Source organism: Ekhidna sp. (assembly GCF_965221965.1).
GTDB lineage: Bacteria > Bacteroidota > Bacteroidia > Cytophagales > Cyclobacteriaceae > Ekhidna.
Window position 1 is genome coordinate 352,914 of record NZ_OZ244926.1, and the last position, 19,315, is coordinate 372,228.

Consider the following 19,315-nt stretch of genomic DNA (forward strand, 5'->3'; position numbering starts at 1 on the left):
AATCAGCTACTCATCGATTGCTTTGAATTAAATGTCCATGGATGGTTACCTTTTGGGCGTTTTTACTATTTACTAAAACTGAAAGCTGAAGCTTTCAACCGGTTGAGTCACTATGGAACCCTTTTCGTTTAAGAAAATTTTGAGGACTGGCATGAGCTATGCCCAAAGCCCGCTGGATAAGCGGAGGGTTGCGCTATTCAATTACCTTATTGTTTTCTGTGTTTGCACAAGCTTCATTCTGGGCCTCATTACATTGTCATTTGGTTTAATTGTACAGCCTGTTTTATGCCTGATCGCTTGTCTGTTATTGTCACTCTCCCTCTTATTTAATAGTCAGGGTAAAATCTCTTTCTCCAAGGGATATTTCATTTTTATAGGTGTGGCGATGATTGTAGGTGCGGTTCTTGTTTATGTAGAGGAAGGGACATATGTAGATACTGAAAATATGCTCTATGCAGCCATGGCCATCTCTATGTTCATGGTAGATGGGGTTAAAAAGCACTTTGCCTACTGGTTTATTTTTGCTTGCTTCTTAACGCTGAAAGTAATTATACTAAACAGCCAGGGGCTTGAATTTGGAAATACGTATGGATTAATTATCGTAAATAATCTGGTAGTAGCGTCCATTCTATACTTATTCCTTTATGTTTTCCGATCTATTTTGATCAAAGCATTTGATCGCTCTGATCAGCAGGAACAAACACTGAGATCACTTCTTGACAATGCACCTCTGCTGATGGCATTGGTTGATAAAGAAGGGAATTTCATTCTTGCGAATAACAACTACGCCAGTCGGTTTGGTTATACCAGAAGGGATATAATCGGTCGAAATAGAAAAGAAGTTTTATCATCACACATTTTTGAGAAACATGAACCGATGTTTCAGGATGTACTGAAAACAAAAAAGCAGGTTTCATTTTTAGAAGAAACCAACCTTCCGGATGGGTCTGTGATATCAGCCAATGGAAAATATGAGCCAATTCTGAATGTTGACGGAGAAATTGAATCTGTGGCTATTTGTGTGGACGATGTTTCAGAACTTGTACGGGCACACAAGGCACTGAAAGTAGCGAATGAAACAAAGGACAAATTGTTCTCGATTATTGCCCACGATATCAAAAGCCCGCTTAATCTTTTTCATAGTATCCTCAATCTGAACCATGATGATGTGATTTCTAAGGAGCAGTTCATTGAATATCAAAACAGTCTAAAACAACGTTTAGGAAGTTTGACAAGTACTGTGGATGAACTACTCGAGTGGGCACGTATGCAGCTTGGAGGCATCAATGCCTACCCGGCAAAGGTTAACATCAGTGAGGTGGTGCATGAAAACGCAGATCTTTTTCATACGCTCATAAAGCGAAAAAACATCGACTTTAAAATTGATACACCCAAAGACATGGAAGCCTGGATTGATGAAAATCACTTCAAAGTGGCTTTGAGAAATTTAATTCACAATGCGATCAAATACACGAATGGAGGAGGCAGTGTGCAGGTGATCAGCGATCAGAATGAGTCTGAAACCACGGTAAGTATTGTTGATTCAGGTGTAGGAATGTCTTCTGAACGGATTCAATCAATCATCAATAAAGAAATTCAGAAATCAAAAGCAGGAACAGATCAGGAGCTGGGAGCTGGGTTAGGTTTGAGTCTGAGTCTTGGATTACTGGAAAAAAATAACTGCAATGTGTCATTAACAAGCGAACCGAATAAAGGCACCAAAGTGGAAATCAAAATTCCTAAGTCAGCCACGGAATGAAAAATACTCTTAGTATTTAATTCCAGGCTTGATTTGGTCAAGTATCCCCTTGACAAACGTACTGACTCTTTTTTTTTAACTAAAAAGCCCCAACGAACGTTGAAGCTTTAGTAAGTGACTGGCTTGGGGCTTCCCGAAACAAGTTCGGGACAGGCTTCTTTGCCAACAGGATTTTATGGATTAAAACAAAAAACCCCAACCATAAATGATTGGGGTTTTCGTAATGTGACTGGCCTGGGGCTCGAACCCAGGACCCACGCCTTAAAAGGGCGTTGCTCTACCAGCTGAGCTAGCCAGTCATTTTAATTCTCCTTTCGTATAAAAAGAAGTGCAATTCAAGACCCTTGCCTTAAATTGCGGATGCAAAAATAGAAATCTTAATTAATAATACCACATGATTAACCGAATAAAGGTGAGATTATTTCTAGGAATTTTATTCTGGTGTGCAATTTTGAATTTAAATGCTCAAAATCCACTTTTAAACAAGGCTGACTCACTCTTCGCTCAGCAGAAATATACCGAAGCATTAAATCTTTATGAGGAAATCTACTCTTCTGGGCAGGCATCTTCTGCTATGTTGTTAAAAATGGCTTTTATTCAGGATGGACTTGATAATTACGCGGATGCACTTTTTTATCTGGACAAATATTATCAACAATCTGCAGACAGAAATGTGGTGGGAAAGATAGAGGAGCTGGCAAATGCGAACGAGCTAAGAGGGTATAGCTATGACGATACTTATTATTTTCTGGCACTTCTGAATAAATACCGATCTCAATTTTCATTGCTTTTGATAGCTATTTCTACTTTGCTTTTGGCGTACATCATATCAAAGGCCAAGCAGGGGGAGAAGCCATTAGCTGCTGGCATCATTCAGGTAATGATCATCGCAATCATTTTTGCTGTCAATAATTTCGATACAGCACCTAGAGGAATCATCATTTCCAATAACACCTTGTTAAGATCCGGGCCATCTGCAGGAGCCGAACCAGTTGAACTTTTGTCCAGGGGGCATAAAGTGAAAGTCCTGGAACAGGACGAGGTTTGGATAAAGGTTTTGTGGGATGGTCAGGAGGTTTATCTAAGAAAGGGGAGATTGAGGGTTATTTAAGCGGATTATCTGGTTCCTTCTTCATCATGTTGTAGATCATACGATCCAAACGGGATGGAATGATTTTGTTAAGTAACACTGCCATCTTTCCTTCAAAGGTCAGGATCAAATCACGCTTTCCCTTCATCGCTGCTTTGTAAGTACGTTTAGCTACTTCTTCTGATGTCATCATTTTTTTCTCGTCGCGGGGAGATTCACCCTGAGCTTTTCCATCTGCTGTGAGTGCAGCATTTCGAATATTGGAACTGGTGAAGCCGGGGCATACCACCAGTACATGCACACCCCTTGTCATCACTTCCGTTCTCAATGCTTCAAAAAATCCTTGCATAGCAAATTTGGAAGATGAGTAAGCGGTACGTGCGGGGGTTGAACGCCATCCATTAATGGAGGAGATGGCTATAATGGTCCCTTTACTTTTTAGCAAGTGAGGCAATGCAAATTTTGTCGCATAAATAGCACCGTAAAAATTGATGTCCATCAGTTTCTCAAAAACCTCCAGATCTACTTCTTCAAAAAGTGCGCGCATGGAAATGCCGGCATTGCATACAAGTACATCGATGCGTCCAAATTGCTTGATGGTTTCGTCCACCATTTTCTTGTTGTCTTCTTTTCCGGCTGCATCTAATTCCAGCGCCAGGTGAGGCCGCTCACCCAACTCAGATGCCACTTGCTTCATGCGTTCTCCATTCCTTCCGGTAAATACGACTGCATACCCCTCATTCGCGTATTTTAGCACTAATGATTTACCAATTCCCGAAGAGCCACCTGTTATTATTGCTACTTTTTGCATGTGTGAATTTTACCTGTGGTATAACTTTTGCCAAGATAAACACATTGAAAAACTTTAAAGAAAAATAAGAAGTATGCAACCAATGCAGCGCTTCGTGCATTATCACTAAAATTTGTTTTGCCAACCTCTATGAAATTAATCACCTACCTATCTATTCTTTTGTTCTCATTAGCCAGTATTGCTCAAACAGGGATTAAAGGTTTGACAGTGAGTCAAACCGGAGAGATACTCCCTTTTTCCACTGTTTACATCAAGGGCACAACTATTGGAACCACATCGAATAGTGAAGGGGAATTTTTTCTAAAAACTCCATCAGGATCACATACCATTGTTGCGCAGTATGTTGGGTACAAAGTAGTGGAACAGCTGATCACGATCAATCCCGGCCAAACGATTTATGTTGAATTTGAAATGAAAGAGCAGGCTTTACAACTGAGAGAAGTGGTGGTGACAGCAGGGGATGAAGATCCTGCGGATCGTGTGATTCGGGAGGCCATGAAAAAAAGAAAGTTTTATCAAGAGGAAGTCAGGGCTTTCAAAACAGATGCTTATCTCAAAGGCTTATTTCGCTTGGATAAAAAACCAGACAAAATTCTAGGTCAGAAAATCACCATTGATACTGGTATATTATATCTCTCCGAATCTGTTTCCCAATTTTCTTTTGAGTTACCTGATAAAGTTTCTGAGCGGATGATCAGCTCTAAAGTAAGTGGGAATGAGCAGGGTTTTAGCTTCAATCGTGCTTCTGATTTCAATATCAATGCGTACGAAAAATTCATAGATCTGGATATGGAGCGGGAATATGTTTCTCCGATCGCACCAAATGCATTTCTTTTTTATGATTATGAATGGTTGGGACTTTTTGAAGAAAATGGAAAATTGATTAATAAAATCAAAGTGATTCCTAAGCGAGCTACCGATCCGGTTTTTGAGGGTGTGGTGTATATCGTTGAGGATGAGTGGCGGTTTCACACAATAGACCTGTTTGTCACAAAAGCCAGGGGATTGGAATTTATTGATTCACTCACAATCAACCAGGTATTTGCTCCGGCTGAATATGATATTTGGATGCCATTATCACAGAAATTTTCGTTCAAGTTTGGTGCTTTTGGCTTCAAAGGAAGCGGCTATTACATCGGTGTGTACTCCAATTACGAAGTTGAACCAAACTATCAGGCATATAAAGATGAGGGACTATATGAGCAGAAATTTGGTGAGAAAAAAGAAGCTGACCTGTTTCAGCAAGCCGATTTTACAGCGGAAGTTTTAGTCGTGGAGGAGGGGTCGAATGAACGGGATTCCACTTATTGGAAAGACATCAGGCCTATACCGCTTACTGAGATCGAAGTAAAGGATTATCAGGTAAAAGATAGCATTCGGTTGGTTAAAGAAAGCCCGGCATATAAAGATTCTGTAGACAATGAAACAAACAAGTTGACCCTGGGAAATATATTTCTTAGCGGCTACACTCATTCGAACAGCATCGAAGAAAAGTACTGGTCACTTCCTGCAGTCATCAGCATATTTCAGTATAATACGGTGGAAGGTTTTGTGCCTGAAATACAGCCTACCATCTGGAAGCAGGTTGATGGTCAAACAAAGTATTGGATCCGTCCGGCAGTTCGATATGGATTTTCCAATGAAAAATTTAACGCCAAGATCGATGCGAGTTATCGTAAGCTGGACAATAAGTTCACTAGATTTTATGTGGGGGGAGGCCGATATATTTCCCAGTTTGATGAATCCGAATCGATCACTCCGTTTATCAACAGCTATGTGACGTTGGTGGAAGGAGACAACTTCATGAAGATTTTTGAAAAATCCTTTGGGTACATTCGATTTCAGCAGGAGTTAAAAAATGGAATTTTACTGAACACCAGTCTTGAGTATGCCCAACGGGATACGCTCACTAATACATCAGACTTTACCTGGGCATCTGAGAATAAAACGAATTTCACAAGCAACCAACCGGTAAATATGGAGTTGGATGAGACAGGATTTCCGAGGCATCAGGCATTGATCTTTGAGGCGACTTTCCGTTTTAGGATCAAACAAACATATGCAACCAGACCCGACAGGAAATTTACTTATTCTTCCAAATACCCCGAGATATTTCTTACATATAAGAAAGGAATCAAAACGCTGGGTAGCGATGTGAATTTTGATTTTGTTCAGGTGAGGGTGGAAGATGAAATGAGCTTTGGACTGGTGGGGAAAAGTAATTATGCAGTAGCAGGAGGTGCTTTTCTCAATGACGATGCGCTGACCTTTGTTGACTTCAAACATTTTGCCGGTAACCAGACCTCTTTGAGCCAGGTAGGCAAAACGATGAAATTTGAGTTACTCCCGTTTTACCAGTTCAGTACCACGAAACCATTCTTCGAAGCACACTATGAACATCACTTCAATGAATTTATTTTTAATAAAATCCCATTGGTTAAAAAGCTGAATTTTCAAGCTGTTGCTTCTGCTAACTATCTCACAAATGAGACCATTGGAAATTACGTTGAAGTAGGTGCTGGGATTGAGCATATCTTCAAATTTATGCGCGTAGATTATTACTGGGCATTTAGAAACAGTGATTTTTTTGGAAGTGGCTTGAGAATCGGAGTTGGGTTTTAATTAAAGCATCAAATGTAAAACCCTTTGTTAATCCAGAGGAAATCACGGTTGATATCCAGCCAGCTCTCGTAGTATCTTTGCGCGGATGAAGAAAGGAGCAGTAATAGATTCACTGGAAATAACTGGTATTTCCTCAGAAGGAAAAGGAGTAGGGCGTGTCAATGGTCAGGTGGTCTTTGTAAAGGAGACAGTACCCGGTGATGTTGTGAAAGCCAAGGTAGTAGGGAAAAAGAAAAAATTCCTGGAAGCATATGCCGAGGAATTAGTAGAGCAATCAAGTGAACGTGTAGAGCCATTTTGTGAGCATTTCGGATTATGTGGGGGATGCAAATGGCAGCACATGACGTATGATGCACAGCTGAAATATAAGCAGGGTCATGTGGAGGAAAACCTTCGGAAACTTAGTGGATTAGAACTGCCTGAGATTATGCCAATCTTAGGATCGAAAGAAACATCGTTTTATAGAAATAAGCTAGAGTTTACTTTTTCGGACTTTAGATGGTTGACAAAAGAGGAGATTGAAAGTGGCGAAGAGCAAGTAAGAACCGGGCTTGGGTTTCATATTCCAAAGCAATTCAACAAAATCGTGGACATCAATAAATGTCACCTGCAGCCAGGCCCTTCCAATGAGATTCGATTGAAAGTAAAGGCATTTGCTGATCGGCATTCTGTTCCTTTTTACAACGTGAAAAAACAGGAAGGCTTCCTTAGAAACCTGGTGATCCGCACGGCATCTACGGGAGAAACCATGGTAATTCTTCAGGTGCATTACAGAGATGAAGAGCTGATTCAATTGATGATGGACTTTATCAAAAATGAGTTTCCACAAATTGCCTCACTCATGTATGTGGTAAATGAAAAGGGGAATGATTCCTATTCTGATCTTGAAGTAGAGCTATTTTCAGGCAAAGATCATATTTTGGAGCAAATGGGAGACCTGAAGTTCAAAATTGGACCCAAGTCTTTTTATCAGACCAATTCTGCCCAGGCACATGAGCTGTATAAAATAGCTGCTGACTTTGCTGACTTAAAGGGAGATGAGTTGGTGTATGACCTCTACACCGGAACCGGAACCATTGCCAACTTTGTTGCTCGTTCGGCAAAGAAAGTGGTGGGCATTGAATATGTTGAGGAGGCTATTGAGGATGCAAAAATCAATAGTGAGATCAATGGGATCACTAATACAGATTTCTATGCCGGGGATATGAAGGATTTGCTGAGCAATGAGTTTATAAATACACATGGAAAGCCGGACGTGATCATCACAGATCCGCCAAGGGCAGGGATGCATCCGCGGGTGACGCAGCTACTTGCTGACCTGAAGGCAGATCGCATCGTGTATGTAAGTTGTAACCCTGCGACTCAGGCAAGAGACTTGGAGATATTGGGACAGTCATACAACGTGGTTAAAATACAGCCGGTGGATATGTTTCCACAGACAGCTCATGTGGAGAATGTGGTTTTATTGAAATTGAAGAAATAAAGTTATCCCCCTCTGGAGGGGGTAGGGGGAGGAAAAGTCACCCCTACTATCCCCTCAAGGGGACACAAAAAATTGAATCAGAAATATGCATAACGATCCAGAATTAGATCCAAAATACCTAGGTCAGATATCCTCTGATTTTGTGAAGATATCAGAACCTCTCAAAGAAGCTTCTTATGCCATTCGCAGACAGGAATTTTCTGAATACCCTGTATTTGCGATGTGTAAAATCAATCAGCCGATTGGGCAACTGCTAGTAGACGCAGGGCAGGCTGAAAACAACTGGAAATACTTTGCCTCATTCATGGAGGAGTTTGTTCAACGAGGCTTAATTGATGACGAAAAGGTCTTTAAGTCAAACTACAAAGATCCAGATGAATACTGTTGTCTATTTGTGATTGATGAACAGTTCACCAACTTTGTGTTTGTACCATATCCAATTGATTAGAACTGAATAACGCGGTTTCAGGATGAAGGATCAGGGTGAAGTTTTCCGATCAAATACGCTGATGATAGTGATTCCGGGTATCTTTTTTGGTGCAGCTTTGATTCTTAGAAATCAGGAGAGCCTGTACGTACTGATGTGGGTTTTGCTAGCTATTGGATTGATAACAACTATTGCGGTTGTGTCAAGTTTCACCACACTGATTATAACAGATGAGCAGATCAGTATTAAGAATCTGAAAAAGAGTCAGTCCATTCATTTGAACGAGATCGCTAAGCAAAGTAAAGACATCTCCAATGCTAAAGGCATAGAATCCATTGTATGGAAATTGCACCTCAAGAATGGCTCTAATGTTAAAATACCGAGTGATCTGTTTAAAGAAAAGGAAAGACTGAAAGAGTCTCTAGGTCGATTCTTGAAAAGGATTCCTGAGAAATAGCCTACTCCTATTGATTGTAAGGCAAATATAGAAAGGGATGAGAAATCATTGAAAATCGAATGTCCCGGAATTGAAAATCATCCCTGGATATAGTTGAATGCTTGGTTTTTGTAAAGTGCGTTCCTTATAGGCAACTGAGACTCTGTAGACACCTTCGTCCAGCCCTCTTATTAGAAAAAAACCATCATCGCCAGTGACTGTTGAAACACTATCGCTTCCAGTTATGGCATAAGCGGTAACCCCTCGAATTGCTGGTAATACTTTTCCTGATATGGAGCCGGTTTTGGATTTTAGTTTCGCTCTAATTACTGGCTTCAATATATACTTCCCACTATTTCCTGCAGCTTTGATGGATTGAGAGGCATCAAAATCCAGTAAGAAATCATAGTCATTATCAGCTTCGATTGGTTGACTTAATTTTATTTTTATTCCGGTTTGTTCGCCAGAAGGGATTTTGAGTTCGGATGAGTCTCCATTCACTAATAGATAATTCATGTTTCCAAGAATCAGTCTGATCTCATCAACGTAATCAAAAGCCATAGGTCGGTCGACGAGCGTTAGCTCTTTGCCATTTGTCAGAGATAGGATATCTACAATTACAGGATTAAAATCACTGATGTCTAACCACTCTTTGGCTTTTTCATCATCAGTTTCTACGAAGTTCACTTGTAGTTGACGTATATCAATATTCACCTCGTCAAATACAGCTGGTGCGTCAATCAGACTGAACTTCAACCGTGGAAATTTATCAATAGCTTCCTCGTCACTCTCCGTACTGCAAGCACAGAGAATAAAAAAAACACCAATAGTGAAGGAAAAATGAAATAGTTTGCTGGTTCTATTCATTTGATAGTTTCCAATAAAATTCAATTTAATATTAAAAATATTAAATCGAAAATCGCATAGACAACTTTGTTTCTTAATAGGTTAGCCGTTTTGATGATATTTGGTTATTTATTTAAAATAAAAGTTATAATATAATGGTAATCAATTACTTAAATGAATAATTAATAAAATCATCAAGAGAGTTCTTTGCGGTAAGAGATGTGTTTGGGGGAGATTTTCTAGCGGCAAATATTGAATAATGTTCTTTTATTTACAGAAATTATTTAACGTTAATATTTAATTGTGTTCAGCAATTAGTTTCCTTTTAATTACAATTAAATATTAAAATAATTAAATTTATTTATGTCGCTCCATCAATTTTGCCTCTATATCCTCGAGCCTTAATCCCTGGTCAGCAAGCAAAACCAAAAAGTGGTACATAAGGTCTGAGGATTCTTCTATCAACAAATCCTTTTGGTTATCCATGGCCTCTAAAATCACCTCTGTTGCTTCTTCTCCTACTTTTTGAGCGATCTTCTTTGTTCCTTTTTTGAAAAGTTCAGTAGTGTAAGACTTTTCAGATGGGTTGGCTTTTCTGGATTGAATCACACCTTGTAACTCATGTAAAAAGCCAGCAGGCTCTTTCTCACCAAAACAGGTGTAGGTGCCTTTGTGACATGTATCTCCCTTGGGTATCACTTTTATGAGGTAGGTATCGTTATCACAATCTTCCTGAATACTTATCACGTTTAAGAAATTCCCTGAGCTCTCTCCCTTGGTCCAGAGTCGTTGCTTGGATCGGCTGAAAAAAGTGACCTTGCCTTCCTTTTTGGTTTTGGCCAATGATTCTTCATTCATGTATCCGAGCATGAGCACCTGGTTGGTTTGTGCGTGTTGGATGATGGCTGGAATAAGTTGTGAGTTTTGAGTTGCGAGCTTTGAGTTTGTCATTTTCTTATTTCAATATTTTTTCGAAAAAGGCCTTCGCCTCTGATTCCTTTAGTTGCGCATATAATTTTCGATCTTGATTTGCTTTGGTTGCCAAATGGAGTTTAAGTGCAGCATAATTCTCTAGAACTTCACGATCATTTCGCAGTTTATCTCTGAAAAGCAAATGTTTTTTTAATTCATCACTGTCCTTGTGGCAGACATAAAGATGATGCTTGATCGAATCAAGGACTGGATGATTTTGATTTTTAGTTCGCTTGAAGACTTCACGCCCCTTGATTCCCTGATCACCGTTGTGATAATAGCCGATTCCTCTCAGTTCTTCCAGGGTTACTGTGAACTCATCTGCTGAGAAGTAAATCAGATCTATGTCGATAATGGGTTTTGCCATCAATCCAGGAATGGCCGTACTTCCAATATGCTCTATTTGAATCCTTACATTCGAACTCAGTTGTCCGAGCAGCACCTGCTTTATTTGTTCAAAATCTTCGGCCCACTTTTCTTGATAGTTAATTAAAAGCATCATTCTAAATTCTTATATCAATAGTCTTGTGTCTTAGAAACTCCTTGAGTTGCGGAATCGGAATCTCTCCAAAGTGAAAAACACTTGCTGCTAATGCGCCTGTTGCTTTTGTCTTTTCAAATACTTCAGCAAAATGTTCAATGCTTCCTGCACCGCCAGAAGCAATCACCGGAATATTGAGGTTGGCCGCCAACTTCTCTGTCAATTCAATGGCGAAACCTGCTTTGGTCCCATCGTTTTGCATCGAAGTGAGTAAAATTTCACCTGCACCCAATTCTTCAACTTTTTTGGCCCATTCAAATACATCGATATCTGTAGCCTCTCTGCCTCCTTTGACAAACACTTTCCACTCTCCATTCACCAGATCGGCATCTACGGCCACCACTACAAACTGACTTCCAAACTCATGAGCGATTTCATAGACCAGTTCAGGCCGTTTAACCGCTGCAGAGTTTATACTTACTTTATCAGCACCTGCCTTTACCAATACTGCGGCATCTTCAACGGAGGATATGCCACCACCTACGGTAAATGGAATATTGATCTCATGGGCGATTTCCTCCACCAGTTTTGCAAAGGTTTTCCGCCCATCCACAGTCGCGGTGATATCCAAAAACACCAGCTCGTCAGCACCTTCTTTGACATAACGTTTGGCTAACTCAATAGGGTCTCCTGCATTTCGGATATCGACGAAATTGACACCTTTCACGGTTTGCCCGTCTTTGATGTCCAGGCACGGTATGATTCTTTTTTTCAACATTTCTTTCTAATAAAACACCCCTATAATCCCCTCAAGGGGATATTTCTGAACTAAATCAGATGTAAATCCTCCTTTGAAGGGGTTAGGGGGATGTTAACTCACCCAGTTCCTTCAAACTAACTCTATTCTCATATATCGCTTTTCCTACAATGGCTCCTTCCAACCCATTTTCTTTCAACTTCACCAAATCATCCATCGAACTAACTCCTCCACTTGCAATCAACTTGATGTCTGGCATTTTTTTCTGAATGGATTGGTACAGATTAAAAGAAGGTCCTTCCAACATTCCATCCTTTGAAATGTCCGTGGAAATCACATATTTAATTCCCTTTTCAACATAATCCTGGATGAAGCTTTCAATTTCCATGTCCGATTCTTCTTGCCAGCCAGATACTGCGATCTTTCCATCCAGGGCATCAGCACCCAAAATGATTTTTTCCGCACCGTAAGCTGTGATCCATGAGGTAAACTTTACCGGTTCTTTAACCGCAATGCTACCGCCGGTGATTTGCCGTGCTCCACTTTCAAATGCAATACGCAAATCCTCATCTGATTTTATACCTCCACCAAAATCAATTCTCAAACTGGTTTTAGAAGCCAGTTTTTCCAGCACTTTCCAATTTACAATGTGCTTGGCTTTAGCTCCATCCAGATCAACTAAATGAAGGTACTGCAGTCCTGCATCTTCAAACTGCTGAGCTACCTCAAGCGGATCTTCATTGTATATCTTTTTTGTGTCGTAATCTCCTTTCGAGAGACGTACACACTTTCCTTCTATGATATCTATGGCTGGTATTATTCGCATTTTGTCAGAATAGAGGATTTAGGAGTTAGCATTTAGAATAGCCTTCTTATAGGAATACAGAAGTTTAGCTACTTCATCTGTTTTTTCCAGAAGATCAATATTGTTTTCAATGAACCCTAGGTCTTGTCCTAGAATAAGGAAGTACTTAGTCTCATCTAATGAACCTTCCGAAATATTGAAGAATCTCGCTTTATCATTTGCCGATCTCCTCTTATATCCTTCTGCTATGTTCGCTGCAACAGAAACTGATGCTCTTCTTATTTGTGAAGTGATACCAAAAACTTCTTCTTTGGGAAAATCTTGAGTGATCTTGTAAACCTCAAGTGTCAGCGCATGAGCTTTTTGCCAGACAATAAGTTCTGTGAATGATTTACTTTTTTCCATAATTCTATATTCTCAATTCTGTTTTCTGCCTTCTTAAAGTCTCAAAAAATTTTCAATCAACTTCCTCCCCACATCCGCGGACTTCTCAGGGTGAAACTGCACGCCGTAAAAGTTATCCTTTTGTAAGGCAGAAGTAAATGGGATCAGATACTCCGTCTCACCGATAGTGTCTTCACCAAGCTCCGCATAATAACTGTGAACAAAATACATGTTGTCAGATTCTGCGATTCCTTCAAATAAAGGACCCTTTGCTTTGGTAAAGTCATTCCACCCCATGTGTGGGACAATGCCTTTAGGAGGGAACCTCTTTACCTTTTCTTTAAAAATTCCCAGGCATTCGGTATCTTTTTCTTCGGAATGTGAGCACATGAGTTGCATCCCCAGGCAAATCCCCAAAAATGGCTGTTTCAAGTTTTTGATAACTTCATCTAAACCTCGATCTCTCAAATACTCCATCGCCGTACCTGCTTCACCTACTCCGGGAAAAATGACTTTTTCAGCCGCTCTCAGCTTTTCTGCATCATCTGTAATCAGAGACTCTACACCAATTCGGTCAAGTGCATTCTTCACTGATCGGATATTACCTGCATTGTATTTTACGATTGCTATCATCTTTCAAATTTTATTTTCCCTCTTTGCAGGGGGATTAAAGGGGGAGGAAGCTTTCACAACACTCCTTTTGTACTCGGCATCACCCCACTATCATCTTTCCTAACTGCCATCTTTATTGCTCTTGCAAAAGCCTTGAAGATGGACTCAATCTTGTGGTGATCGTTTTCTCCTTCTGCTTTTACATTCAGATTACAGCGAGCTGTATCTGAGAATGATTTGAAGAAGTGAGAAGCCATCTCTGTTGGCATTTCTCCCACATGCGTTGCATCAAATGAAGCATCCCACTCAAGCCATGGACGGCCACCGAAATCTATCGCTACCTGTGCAAGGCAATCATCCATCGGCAGCAGGAACCCATATCGTTCGATCCCTTTTCGCTCTTTGAGTGCGTCATTAAATGCAGTACCCAACGCTAATGCAGTGTCCTCGATCGTGTGGTGCGTATCAATTTGAATGTCTCCTTCCACTTCTACATAAAGTCCAATTGCTCCATGTCTGGCTATCTGATCTAGCATATGATCAAAAAATGCAACACCGGTAGATATCGAGGTATTGGTCGGGTCGTCCAGGTTGACTTCAACCTTGATTTTCGTTTCCGATGTTGTACGTATACACCTCCCAATTCTACCTTTTTCTTCGTATTCCTCTTCTTTGAGAGCGGCAATCAACCGTTGATTTTCGGATGGAGTACCAATGGTGATTCGCAAAGTATCAGGGACCTGACTCGAACGATCTCTGACAATGATCCCTTTGGTCATAAGGTCGGTATAAGTTTTTTGAGCATCCTCAAACTCAACCAGTAAGAAGTTGGCATCTGATGGATAAACTTTTTTCATCGAAGGAATGCCCTTCAGCGCTTGTTGCATTTTTACACGCTCTTCAATCAATGTAGCAACCTGTTTGCTGATAAGTTCCGGCCTTTCGAGTGTGTTAATTGCTTTCTCCTGGGTTAAAGTGTTGACATTATATGGTGGCTTGATTTTATTCAGTACTCCGATTACATCTGTTGAGCCAAAGCCCACACCAAGCCTTGCTCCTGCAAGACCCATGGCTTTTGAAAAAGTCTGTAGAATGAACAGGTTAGAGATGTCATGCTGAACCAGACTTTCTCCGCCAAAATCGATGTACGCCTCATCTACAACCACTAGCCCTGGAAATGCTGCTGTAATGGATAAGATGGTTTCTTTATTGATGCAATTCCCCGTTGGGTTGTTTGGTGAACAGATAAAAATGATCTTTAGGTTGTCATCCGTAAGCTTGGGCAACAGGCGATCAAAGTCAATTTGAAAATCATCCGTCAGGGGTTCTGCTACAACCTCGATATCGTTTACATCAGCTGCAACCTTATACATGCCAAAAGTAGGTGGGAAGATCATCACTTTATCTTGTCCGGGCTCACAGAAGGCCCGAATCAATAAATCAATCAATTCATCGCTTCCATTGCCAAAAATCAATCGAGGAATTTCCACACCTCTGTATTTGGCCATAGCAGTTTTTAAATCACTTAAGGATCCATCCGGATAGCGATTCAGACCAAAGCCAAAGGGATTTTCATTAGCATCGAGAGATACCTCAGCCACTCCATCAAATTCATCACGAGCACTGGAGTAGGGCTTTAGTTTCTTTACGTTATCTCGTGTTATTTTATTTATGTCGAACATTATTGCTAGATGCTGAAACGAGTTCAGCATGACTTTAAATTTTACATGTCACCCTGAACTTGTTTCAGGGTCTTTTTAATTTCTTTAATCTCAAACTCACAGCATTCTTATGAGCCTGCAATTGCTCAGCTTCAGCCATTTTTTCAATGGCCGGACCTAAGTTTTGTATCCCTTTTGCGGACAATTTTTGGAAAGTTATCTTTTTTAAAAAGCTATCAAGCGATACGCCACTGTAATTGCGTGCATATCCATTCGTGGGTAGGGTGTGATTGGTTCCGCTCGCATAGTCCCCTGCACTTTCACAGCTCCAATTGCCAAGAAATACGCTTCCGGCAATGGTAACCTGTTCGGATAGTTCTTCCGCATTATCGGTGGCAATAATCAAATGCTCAGGTGCATATTCATTACTAAAGGCCACTGCCTCATTCAAGTATTTCACAAGAATGGATTGACTGCTTTCAAGTGCCTTCAAAGCTATTTCCTCTCTGGGAAGGTCCTTGACCTGTTTTGTTATTTCACTATTTACTTCTGAAATGAGATTTTCTGAATTGCTGACCAAAACCACTTGACTGTCGGGTCCGTGCTCTGCTTGAGAAAGCAAGTCAGCTGCTACAAATTCGGGATAGGCTGTGCCGTCAGCTATCACCAACACTTCACTTGGTCCGGCAGGCATGTCGATTGCAACTCCATAATTCTGAGCGAGTCGTTTAGCTGCAGTCACATATTGATTACCAGGGCCAAAAATCTTATCGGCCTTCGGTATGGATTCCGTTCCGAATGTCATAGCCGCGATTGCTTGCGCACCACCAGTTAAGAAGATTTTTTCAATACCGAGTAATTGACAGGTCCAGCCAATGACTGCATTCAACTTTCCATCCTTAGTCGGTGGGGTGCAAACGGTAATGTTTTTACAGCCAGCGATTTTTGCCGGAATGGCTAGCATGAGTAAAGTGGAGAAAAGAGGTGCAGAACCCCCGGGGATGTAAAGCCCCACATTTTGAATAGCTACACTTTTTCGCCAGCAAGTAACACCCTCCATTGTTTCAATTTTCTGCACTTCTTCCTTTTGAGAAAGGTGGAACGATTCAATATTCTGCTTTGCAATCTTGATTGCTTCTGCCAATTCACTATCTATTTCAAATGATTGCTCATGTAGGTCGACGACAAGTGCATCTAGCTCAACGCCATCAAACTTTTTAGCCATCTCAAGGAGAGCGTCATCACCTCTTTCTTTGACTTCCATCATGATCGACCGGACCTTTGTTTCCAGTTCAGCAAAGTCGAAAGTGGGGCGTTTGCACAATTCAGCCCAACTTGTTTTATCTGGATATTTTATTTTTTTCATTTTTCCTCCCCCTTAATCCCCCTCCAAAGGGAGAAAAATTTTAAAGTATCATTTTTTCTATCGGACAAACCAAAATGCCTTCCGCACCTTTTTCTTTTAGCTGATCAATCACTTCCCAGAAATCATCTTCCTGTATCACACTGTGAACACTACTCCAGCCTTCATCAGCAAGAGGAAGTACGGTAGGGCTTCTCATTCCTGGTAGTAGCTTTATGATATCATCAAGCTTATTGTTTGGAGCATTCAACAAGATGTATTTGTTCTGTTTAGCAGATTTTGCAGCTTCCATTCTGAAAAGGAGTCTTTCCAGAATTTTCTTTTTGTCAACATCGAGCATTGTGTTAGCGACGAGAAGTGCCTCGCTTTTTAATACAACTTCCACTTCTTTTAGGCCATTAGCTAGTAGCGTGCTTCCAGTACTCACAATATCAAATACTGCATCAGCGAGACCAATTCCGGGAGCGATTTCCACACTTCCACTGATGACCTCAATGGTGGCTTCAATCTTATTCTTCTCAAGAAATTTTCTGAGGATTACGGGATAGCTGGTGGCTATACGCTTTCCTGAAAACCAATTTAGATCGGTATATTCTGCTTCTCGTTTGATTGCCAATGAAAGTCGGCATTTGGAAAAGCCTGTCCGGTTGATCACTTCAACCGGTTGTTGTTTTTCCAGATATTCATTCTCACCCACGATCCCGATATCAGCTACTCCCTCTGCGACGTATTGAGGAATATCGTCATCTCTCAGATAGAAAATTTCTAAAGGAAAATTTGATGCTGTTGACATCAATTTCCCTCCATTGTTGATTTTGATGCCGCATTCTTTTAGCAGGCCCATGCTTTTCTCGTTGAGTCTCCCGCTTTTTTGAATGGCTATTTTTAGTACGTTTTGCATGTCGTTGAAACTGATATTTTGTATTTCTGTTAAGTTTTGGGCATAAAAAAAGCCCTGACGGTTCGTCAGGGCTTTGTGTTTATTTTAATTAACTACAATACACCTACTACACCGTCTCTTCCGAGTGGAGCATATGATGTACATGATGATGTAGTTGTTGTGTTCTCATTTCTAGTCGCAAATATATAGCGATTTTTGAATTGTCAATTATCCTTCAAATTTTTTGCTCACTGCATCCCAGTTGATCACATTGAAAAATGCGTTAATGTAATCGGGTCTTCTGTTCTGATAGTTTAGGTAATACGCATGCTCCCAAACATCAAGGCCAAGAATAGGTGTTCCAGAGCATCCGGCATCTGGCATCAGCGGGTTATCCTGATTGGCTGTGGAGCAAACCTCAACAGACCCGTCACTTTTTTTGCAAAGCCATGCCCATCCACTACCGAATCGGGTCGCTGCTGCATTACTGAACGCCTCTTTGAATTTATCAAATGATCCAAAAGCAGAATTGATTGCATCTGCAAGTGCACCTGAAGGTTCACCACCACCATTTGGTGACATCACTTCCCAAAAAAGTGAATGATTCCAGTGTCCTCCGCCATTATTTCGTACCGCACCATTGTCTGAATGATTTTTCACTAAATCATCCAATGATTTACCTTCCATATCAGTGCCTTCGATGGCAGCATTCAGTTTTGATACGTATCCTGCATGATGCTTGCCATGGTGAATTTCCATGGTTTTGGCATCTATATGTGGTTCTAATGCATCGTGAGCATAAGGTAGGTTTGGTAATTCAAAAGCCATAATTATGTGATTTTTTAAGGTTCTAAAAAAATGATTTGTGAAGATAACAAGACTAAGACTTGTTTAGTTGCCTCGTAGCTTTTTAAAAAATTCTTTAATCAAAATTTCACATTCATTTGCCATGACACCTAGTTTCAGATCCGTCTTCGGATGGATGATGTTTTTGTTGAATTGAGAGAAGCCTCGTTCTTTGTCCAGGGCGCCAATGACTACCCTTCCGATTTGTGTCCAGAAAAGTCCCCCGGCACACATACTGCAGGGTTCAAGTGTGACAAAAAGTGTGCATTCATTTAAATACTTTGATCCGAGATGATTTTGTGCTGCTGTAATGGCCAGCATTTCAGCATGAGCGGTCGCATCATTTAGTCGTTCTACCCGGTTGTGGTCTTTAGCAATGATTTTATTCTCACAAACCACCACTGCTCCAATCGGAATTTCTCCTTCTTCAGAAGCATTTTGGGCTTCTTTTAGAGCCTGCTTCATGAAATGTTCATCGCTATATATACTTAATTCCATTATTTCTCTTTCACTTTCACACTATTCATAATGTCGTTGGCTACAGGTTGCCATTGATTCATGAGCCGTGCTTTACAGGCAAAGTTGAAGAGTAAGACCTGCTCATTATAGGAAGTGTATTGAATGTATGTGTAGTTTCTGGAAGACTTATTTGAAAAGGCGTTCTCTGTTCGAAGCATCGATATGAATTCAAAGACAACAAATTTTTTTCCGTTGATCTCTTTGATTTCGTTTTGAATAAATTCTACCTGATCAAACATGCTAAGGATACTGGCTTTATAAAAGTCATGTATCATTTGCTCATCGCCATCCATCCATTGCATGGGGTTCCAGTTTACTCCATAGTTGATCTCTCCATCTACTGATGAATGCATTGCAAGAGGTTCTCTTGAGGAGACATATTTTTCTATACGATCTCCTTTGCTCATCAGGTTGAAAGATTCGGGTACCACATAGGAAATTTCATCATTGATTTTGTGAGTGACCATTTTTTCCTGAGCAAAAAGGCAGGTCGTATTTAAAAGGATAGCAAGACAAATGAATTTTTTCATATGGCGAAGGTCAGAACTTTGATTGATTTGA

The 19,315-nt window shown here is 40.5% G+C and carries 20 protein-coding genes and 1 tRNA gene; 6 read left to right on the forward strand and 15 right to left on the reverse strand.

Annotated features, from left to right (window positions below):
- The first annotated feature begins 112 nt into the window (after positions 1-112).
- Complete coding sequence (locus ACOQON_RS01715) at positions 113-1,759, forward strand: PAS domain-containing sensor histidine kinase (RefSeq protein WP_420577201.1); 1,647 nt, start codon at positions 113-115, stop codon at positions 1,757-1,759.
- A 226-nt stretch (positions 1,760-1,985) separates the two neighbouring features.
- Here ACOQON_RS01715 and ACOQON_RS01720 read toward each other — a convergent pair.
- Positions 1,986-2,058 (reverse strand) — tRNA-Lys (locus ACOQON_RS01720).
- Positions 2,059-2,153: 95 nt separating this feature from the next.
- Between ACOQON_RS01720 and ACOQON_RS01725 the strand changes: the two genes are divergently transcribed.
- The gene (locus ACOQON_RS01725) at positions 2,154-2,870 is read left to right on the forward strand and encodes an SH3 domain-containing protein (RefSeq protein ID WP_420577202.1); all 717 of its coding nucleotides are present in this window, start codon (positions 2,154-2,156) and stop codon (positions 2,868-2,870) included.
- Here the strand turns inward: ACOQON_RS01725 and ACOQON_RS01730 are convergent.
- Complete coding sequence (locus ACOQON_RS01730; protein ID WP_420577203.1) at positions 2,863-3,660, reverse strand: SDR family oxidoreductase; 798 nt, start codon at positions 3,658-3,660, stop codon at positions 2,863-2,865. The two genes, ACOQON_RS01725 and ACOQON_RS01730, sit on opposite strands and share 8 nt — an antisense overlap.
- A gap of 129 nt (positions 3,661-3,789) precedes the next feature.
- Here ACOQON_RS01730 and ACOQON_RS01735 point away from each other — a divergent pair, with 129 nt between their 5' ends.
- From ACOQON_RS01735 to ACOQON_RS01750, 4 genes are all read left to right on the forward strand, one after another.
- Positions 3,790-6,282 (forward strand): DUF5686 and carboxypeptidase regulatory-like domain-containing protein, encoded by a 2,493-nt coding sequence (locus ACOQON_RS01735; protein WP_420577204.1) that lies wholly within the window; start codon positions 3,790-3,792, stop codon positions 6,280-6,282.
- An 85-nt stretch (positions 6,283-6,367) separates the two neighbouring features.
- Positions 6,368-7,765, forward strand: coding sequence for a 23S rRNA (uracil(1939)-C(5))-methyltransferase RlmD (rlmD, locus tag ACOQON_RS01740; protein WP_420577205.1), 1,398 nt, complete (start codon positions 6,368-6,370; stop codon positions 7,763-7,765).
- 85 nt (positions 7,766-7,850) lie between these two features.
- On the forward strand, positions 7,851-8,213 hold the full coding sequence (locus ACOQON_RS01745) for a hypothetical protein (RefSeq protein WP_420577206.1): 363 nt from the start codon (positions 7,851-7,853) through the stop codon (positions 8,211-8,213).
- Positions 8,214-8,235: 22 nt separating this feature from the next.
- Positions 8,236-8,649 (forward strand): hypothetical protein, encoded by a 414-nt coding sequence (locus ACOQON_RS01750; protein WP_420577207.1) that lies wholly within the window; start codon positions 8,236-8,238, stop codon positions 8,647-8,649.
- 45 nt (positions 8,650-8,694) lie between these two features.
- Here the strand turns inward: ACOQON_RS01750 and ACOQON_RS01755 are convergent, their stop codons facing one another.
- From ACOQON_RS01755 to ACOQON_RS01815, 13 genes are all read right to left on the reverse strand, one after another.
- Positions 8,695-9,495: a DUF4382 domain-containing protein gene (locus ACOQON_RS01755; protein WP_420577208.1), complete on the reverse strand. Its 801-nt coding sequence runs from the start codon at positions 9,493-9,495 to the stop codon at positions 8,695-8,697.
- A 336-nt stretch (positions 9,496-9,831) separates the two neighbouring features.
- The gene (gene hisIE / locus ACOQON_RS01760) at positions 9,832-10,425 is read right to left on the reverse strand and encodes a bifunctional phosphoribosyl-AMP cyclohydrolase/phosphoribosyl-ATP diphosphatase HisIE (protein ID WP_420577209.1); all 594 of its coding nucleotides are present in this window, start codon (positions 10,423-10,425) and stop codon (positions 9,832-9,834) included.
- A 4-nt stretch (positions 10,426-10,429) separates the two neighbouring features.
- On the reverse strand, positions 10,430-10,948 hold the full coding sequence (locus ACOQON_RS01765; protein WP_420577210.1) for a GrpB family protein: 519 nt from the start codon (positions 10,946-10,948) through the stop codon (positions 10,430-10,432).
- 1 nt (position 10,949) lies between these two features.
- Positions 10,950-11,705: an imidazole glycerol phosphate synthase subunit HisF gene (gene hisF / locus ACOQON_RS01770; protein ID WP_420577211.1), complete on the reverse strand. Its 756-nt coding sequence runs from the start codon at positions 11,703-11,705 to the stop codon at positions 10,950-10,952.
- An 82-nt stretch (positions 11,706-11,787) separates the two neighbouring features.
- Positions 11,788-12,510, reverse strand: coding sequence for a 1-(5-phosphoribosyl)-5-[(5-phosphoribosylamino)methylideneamino]imidazole-4-carboxamide isomerase (hisA, locus tag ACOQON_RS01775; RefSeq protein WP_420577212.1), 723 nt, complete (start codon positions 12,508-12,510; stop codon positions 11,788-11,790).
- Positions 12,511-12,528: 18 nt separating this feature from the next.
- Positions 12,529-12,894, reverse strand: coding sequence for a four helix bundle protein (locus ACOQON_RS01780; RefSeq protein WP_420577213.1), 366 nt, complete (start codon positions 12,892-12,894; stop codon positions 12,529-12,531).
- A gap of 33 nt (positions 12,895-12,927) precedes the next feature.
- Positions 12,928-13,506 carry an imidazole glycerol phosphate synthase subunit HisH gene (gene hisH, locus ACOQON_RS01785; protein ID WP_420577214.1) on the reverse strand — a complete coding sequence of 193 codons (579 nt, stop codon included), beginning with the start codon at positions 13,504-13,506 and terminating at the stop codon, positions 12,928-12,930.
- Between the two features lie 53 nt (positions 13,507-13,559).
- On the reverse strand, positions 13,560-15,167 hold the full coding sequence (gene hisC, locus ACOQON_RS01790; RefSeq protein WP_420577215.1) for a histidinol-phosphate transaminase: 1,608 nt from the start codon (positions 15,165-15,167) through the stop codon (positions 13,560-13,562).
- Between the two features lie 64 nt (positions 15,168-15,231).
- A complete protein-coding gene (hisD, locus tag ACOQON_RS01795) occupies positions 15,232-16,512 on the reverse strand; it encodes a histidinol dehydrogenase (protein WP_420577216.1) in 1,281 nt (426 codons plus the stop codon).
- Between the two features lie 40 nt (positions 16,513-16,552).
- A complete protein-coding gene (hisG, locus tag ACOQON_RS01800; protein WP_420577217.1) occupies positions 16,553-17,410 on the reverse strand; it encodes an ATP phosphoribosyltransferase in 858 nt (285 codons plus the stop codon).
- A 207-nt stretch (positions 17,411-17,617) separates the two neighbouring features.
- Entirely contained in the window at positions 17,618-18,217 is a 600-nt protein-coding gene (locus ACOQON_RS01805; protein ID WP_420577218.1) for a superoxide dismutase, read from the reverse strand.
- A 63-nt stretch (positions 18,218-18,280) separates the two neighbouring features.
- Positions 18,281-18,733: a nucleoside deaminase gene (locus ACOQON_RS01810; RefSeq protein WP_420577219.1), complete on the reverse strand. Its 453-nt coding sequence runs from the start codon at positions 18,731-18,733 to the stop codon at positions 18,281-18,283.
- Complete coding sequence (locus ACOQON_RS01815; protein WP_420577220.1) at positions 18,733-19,284, reverse strand: hypothetical protein; 552 nt, start codon at positions 19,282-19,284, stop codon at positions 18,733-18,735. The genes ACOQON_RS01810 and ACOQON_RS01815 overlap by 1 nt, the downstream gene beginning before the upstream one ends.
- Positions 19,285-19,315 lie beyond the last annotated feature (31 nt).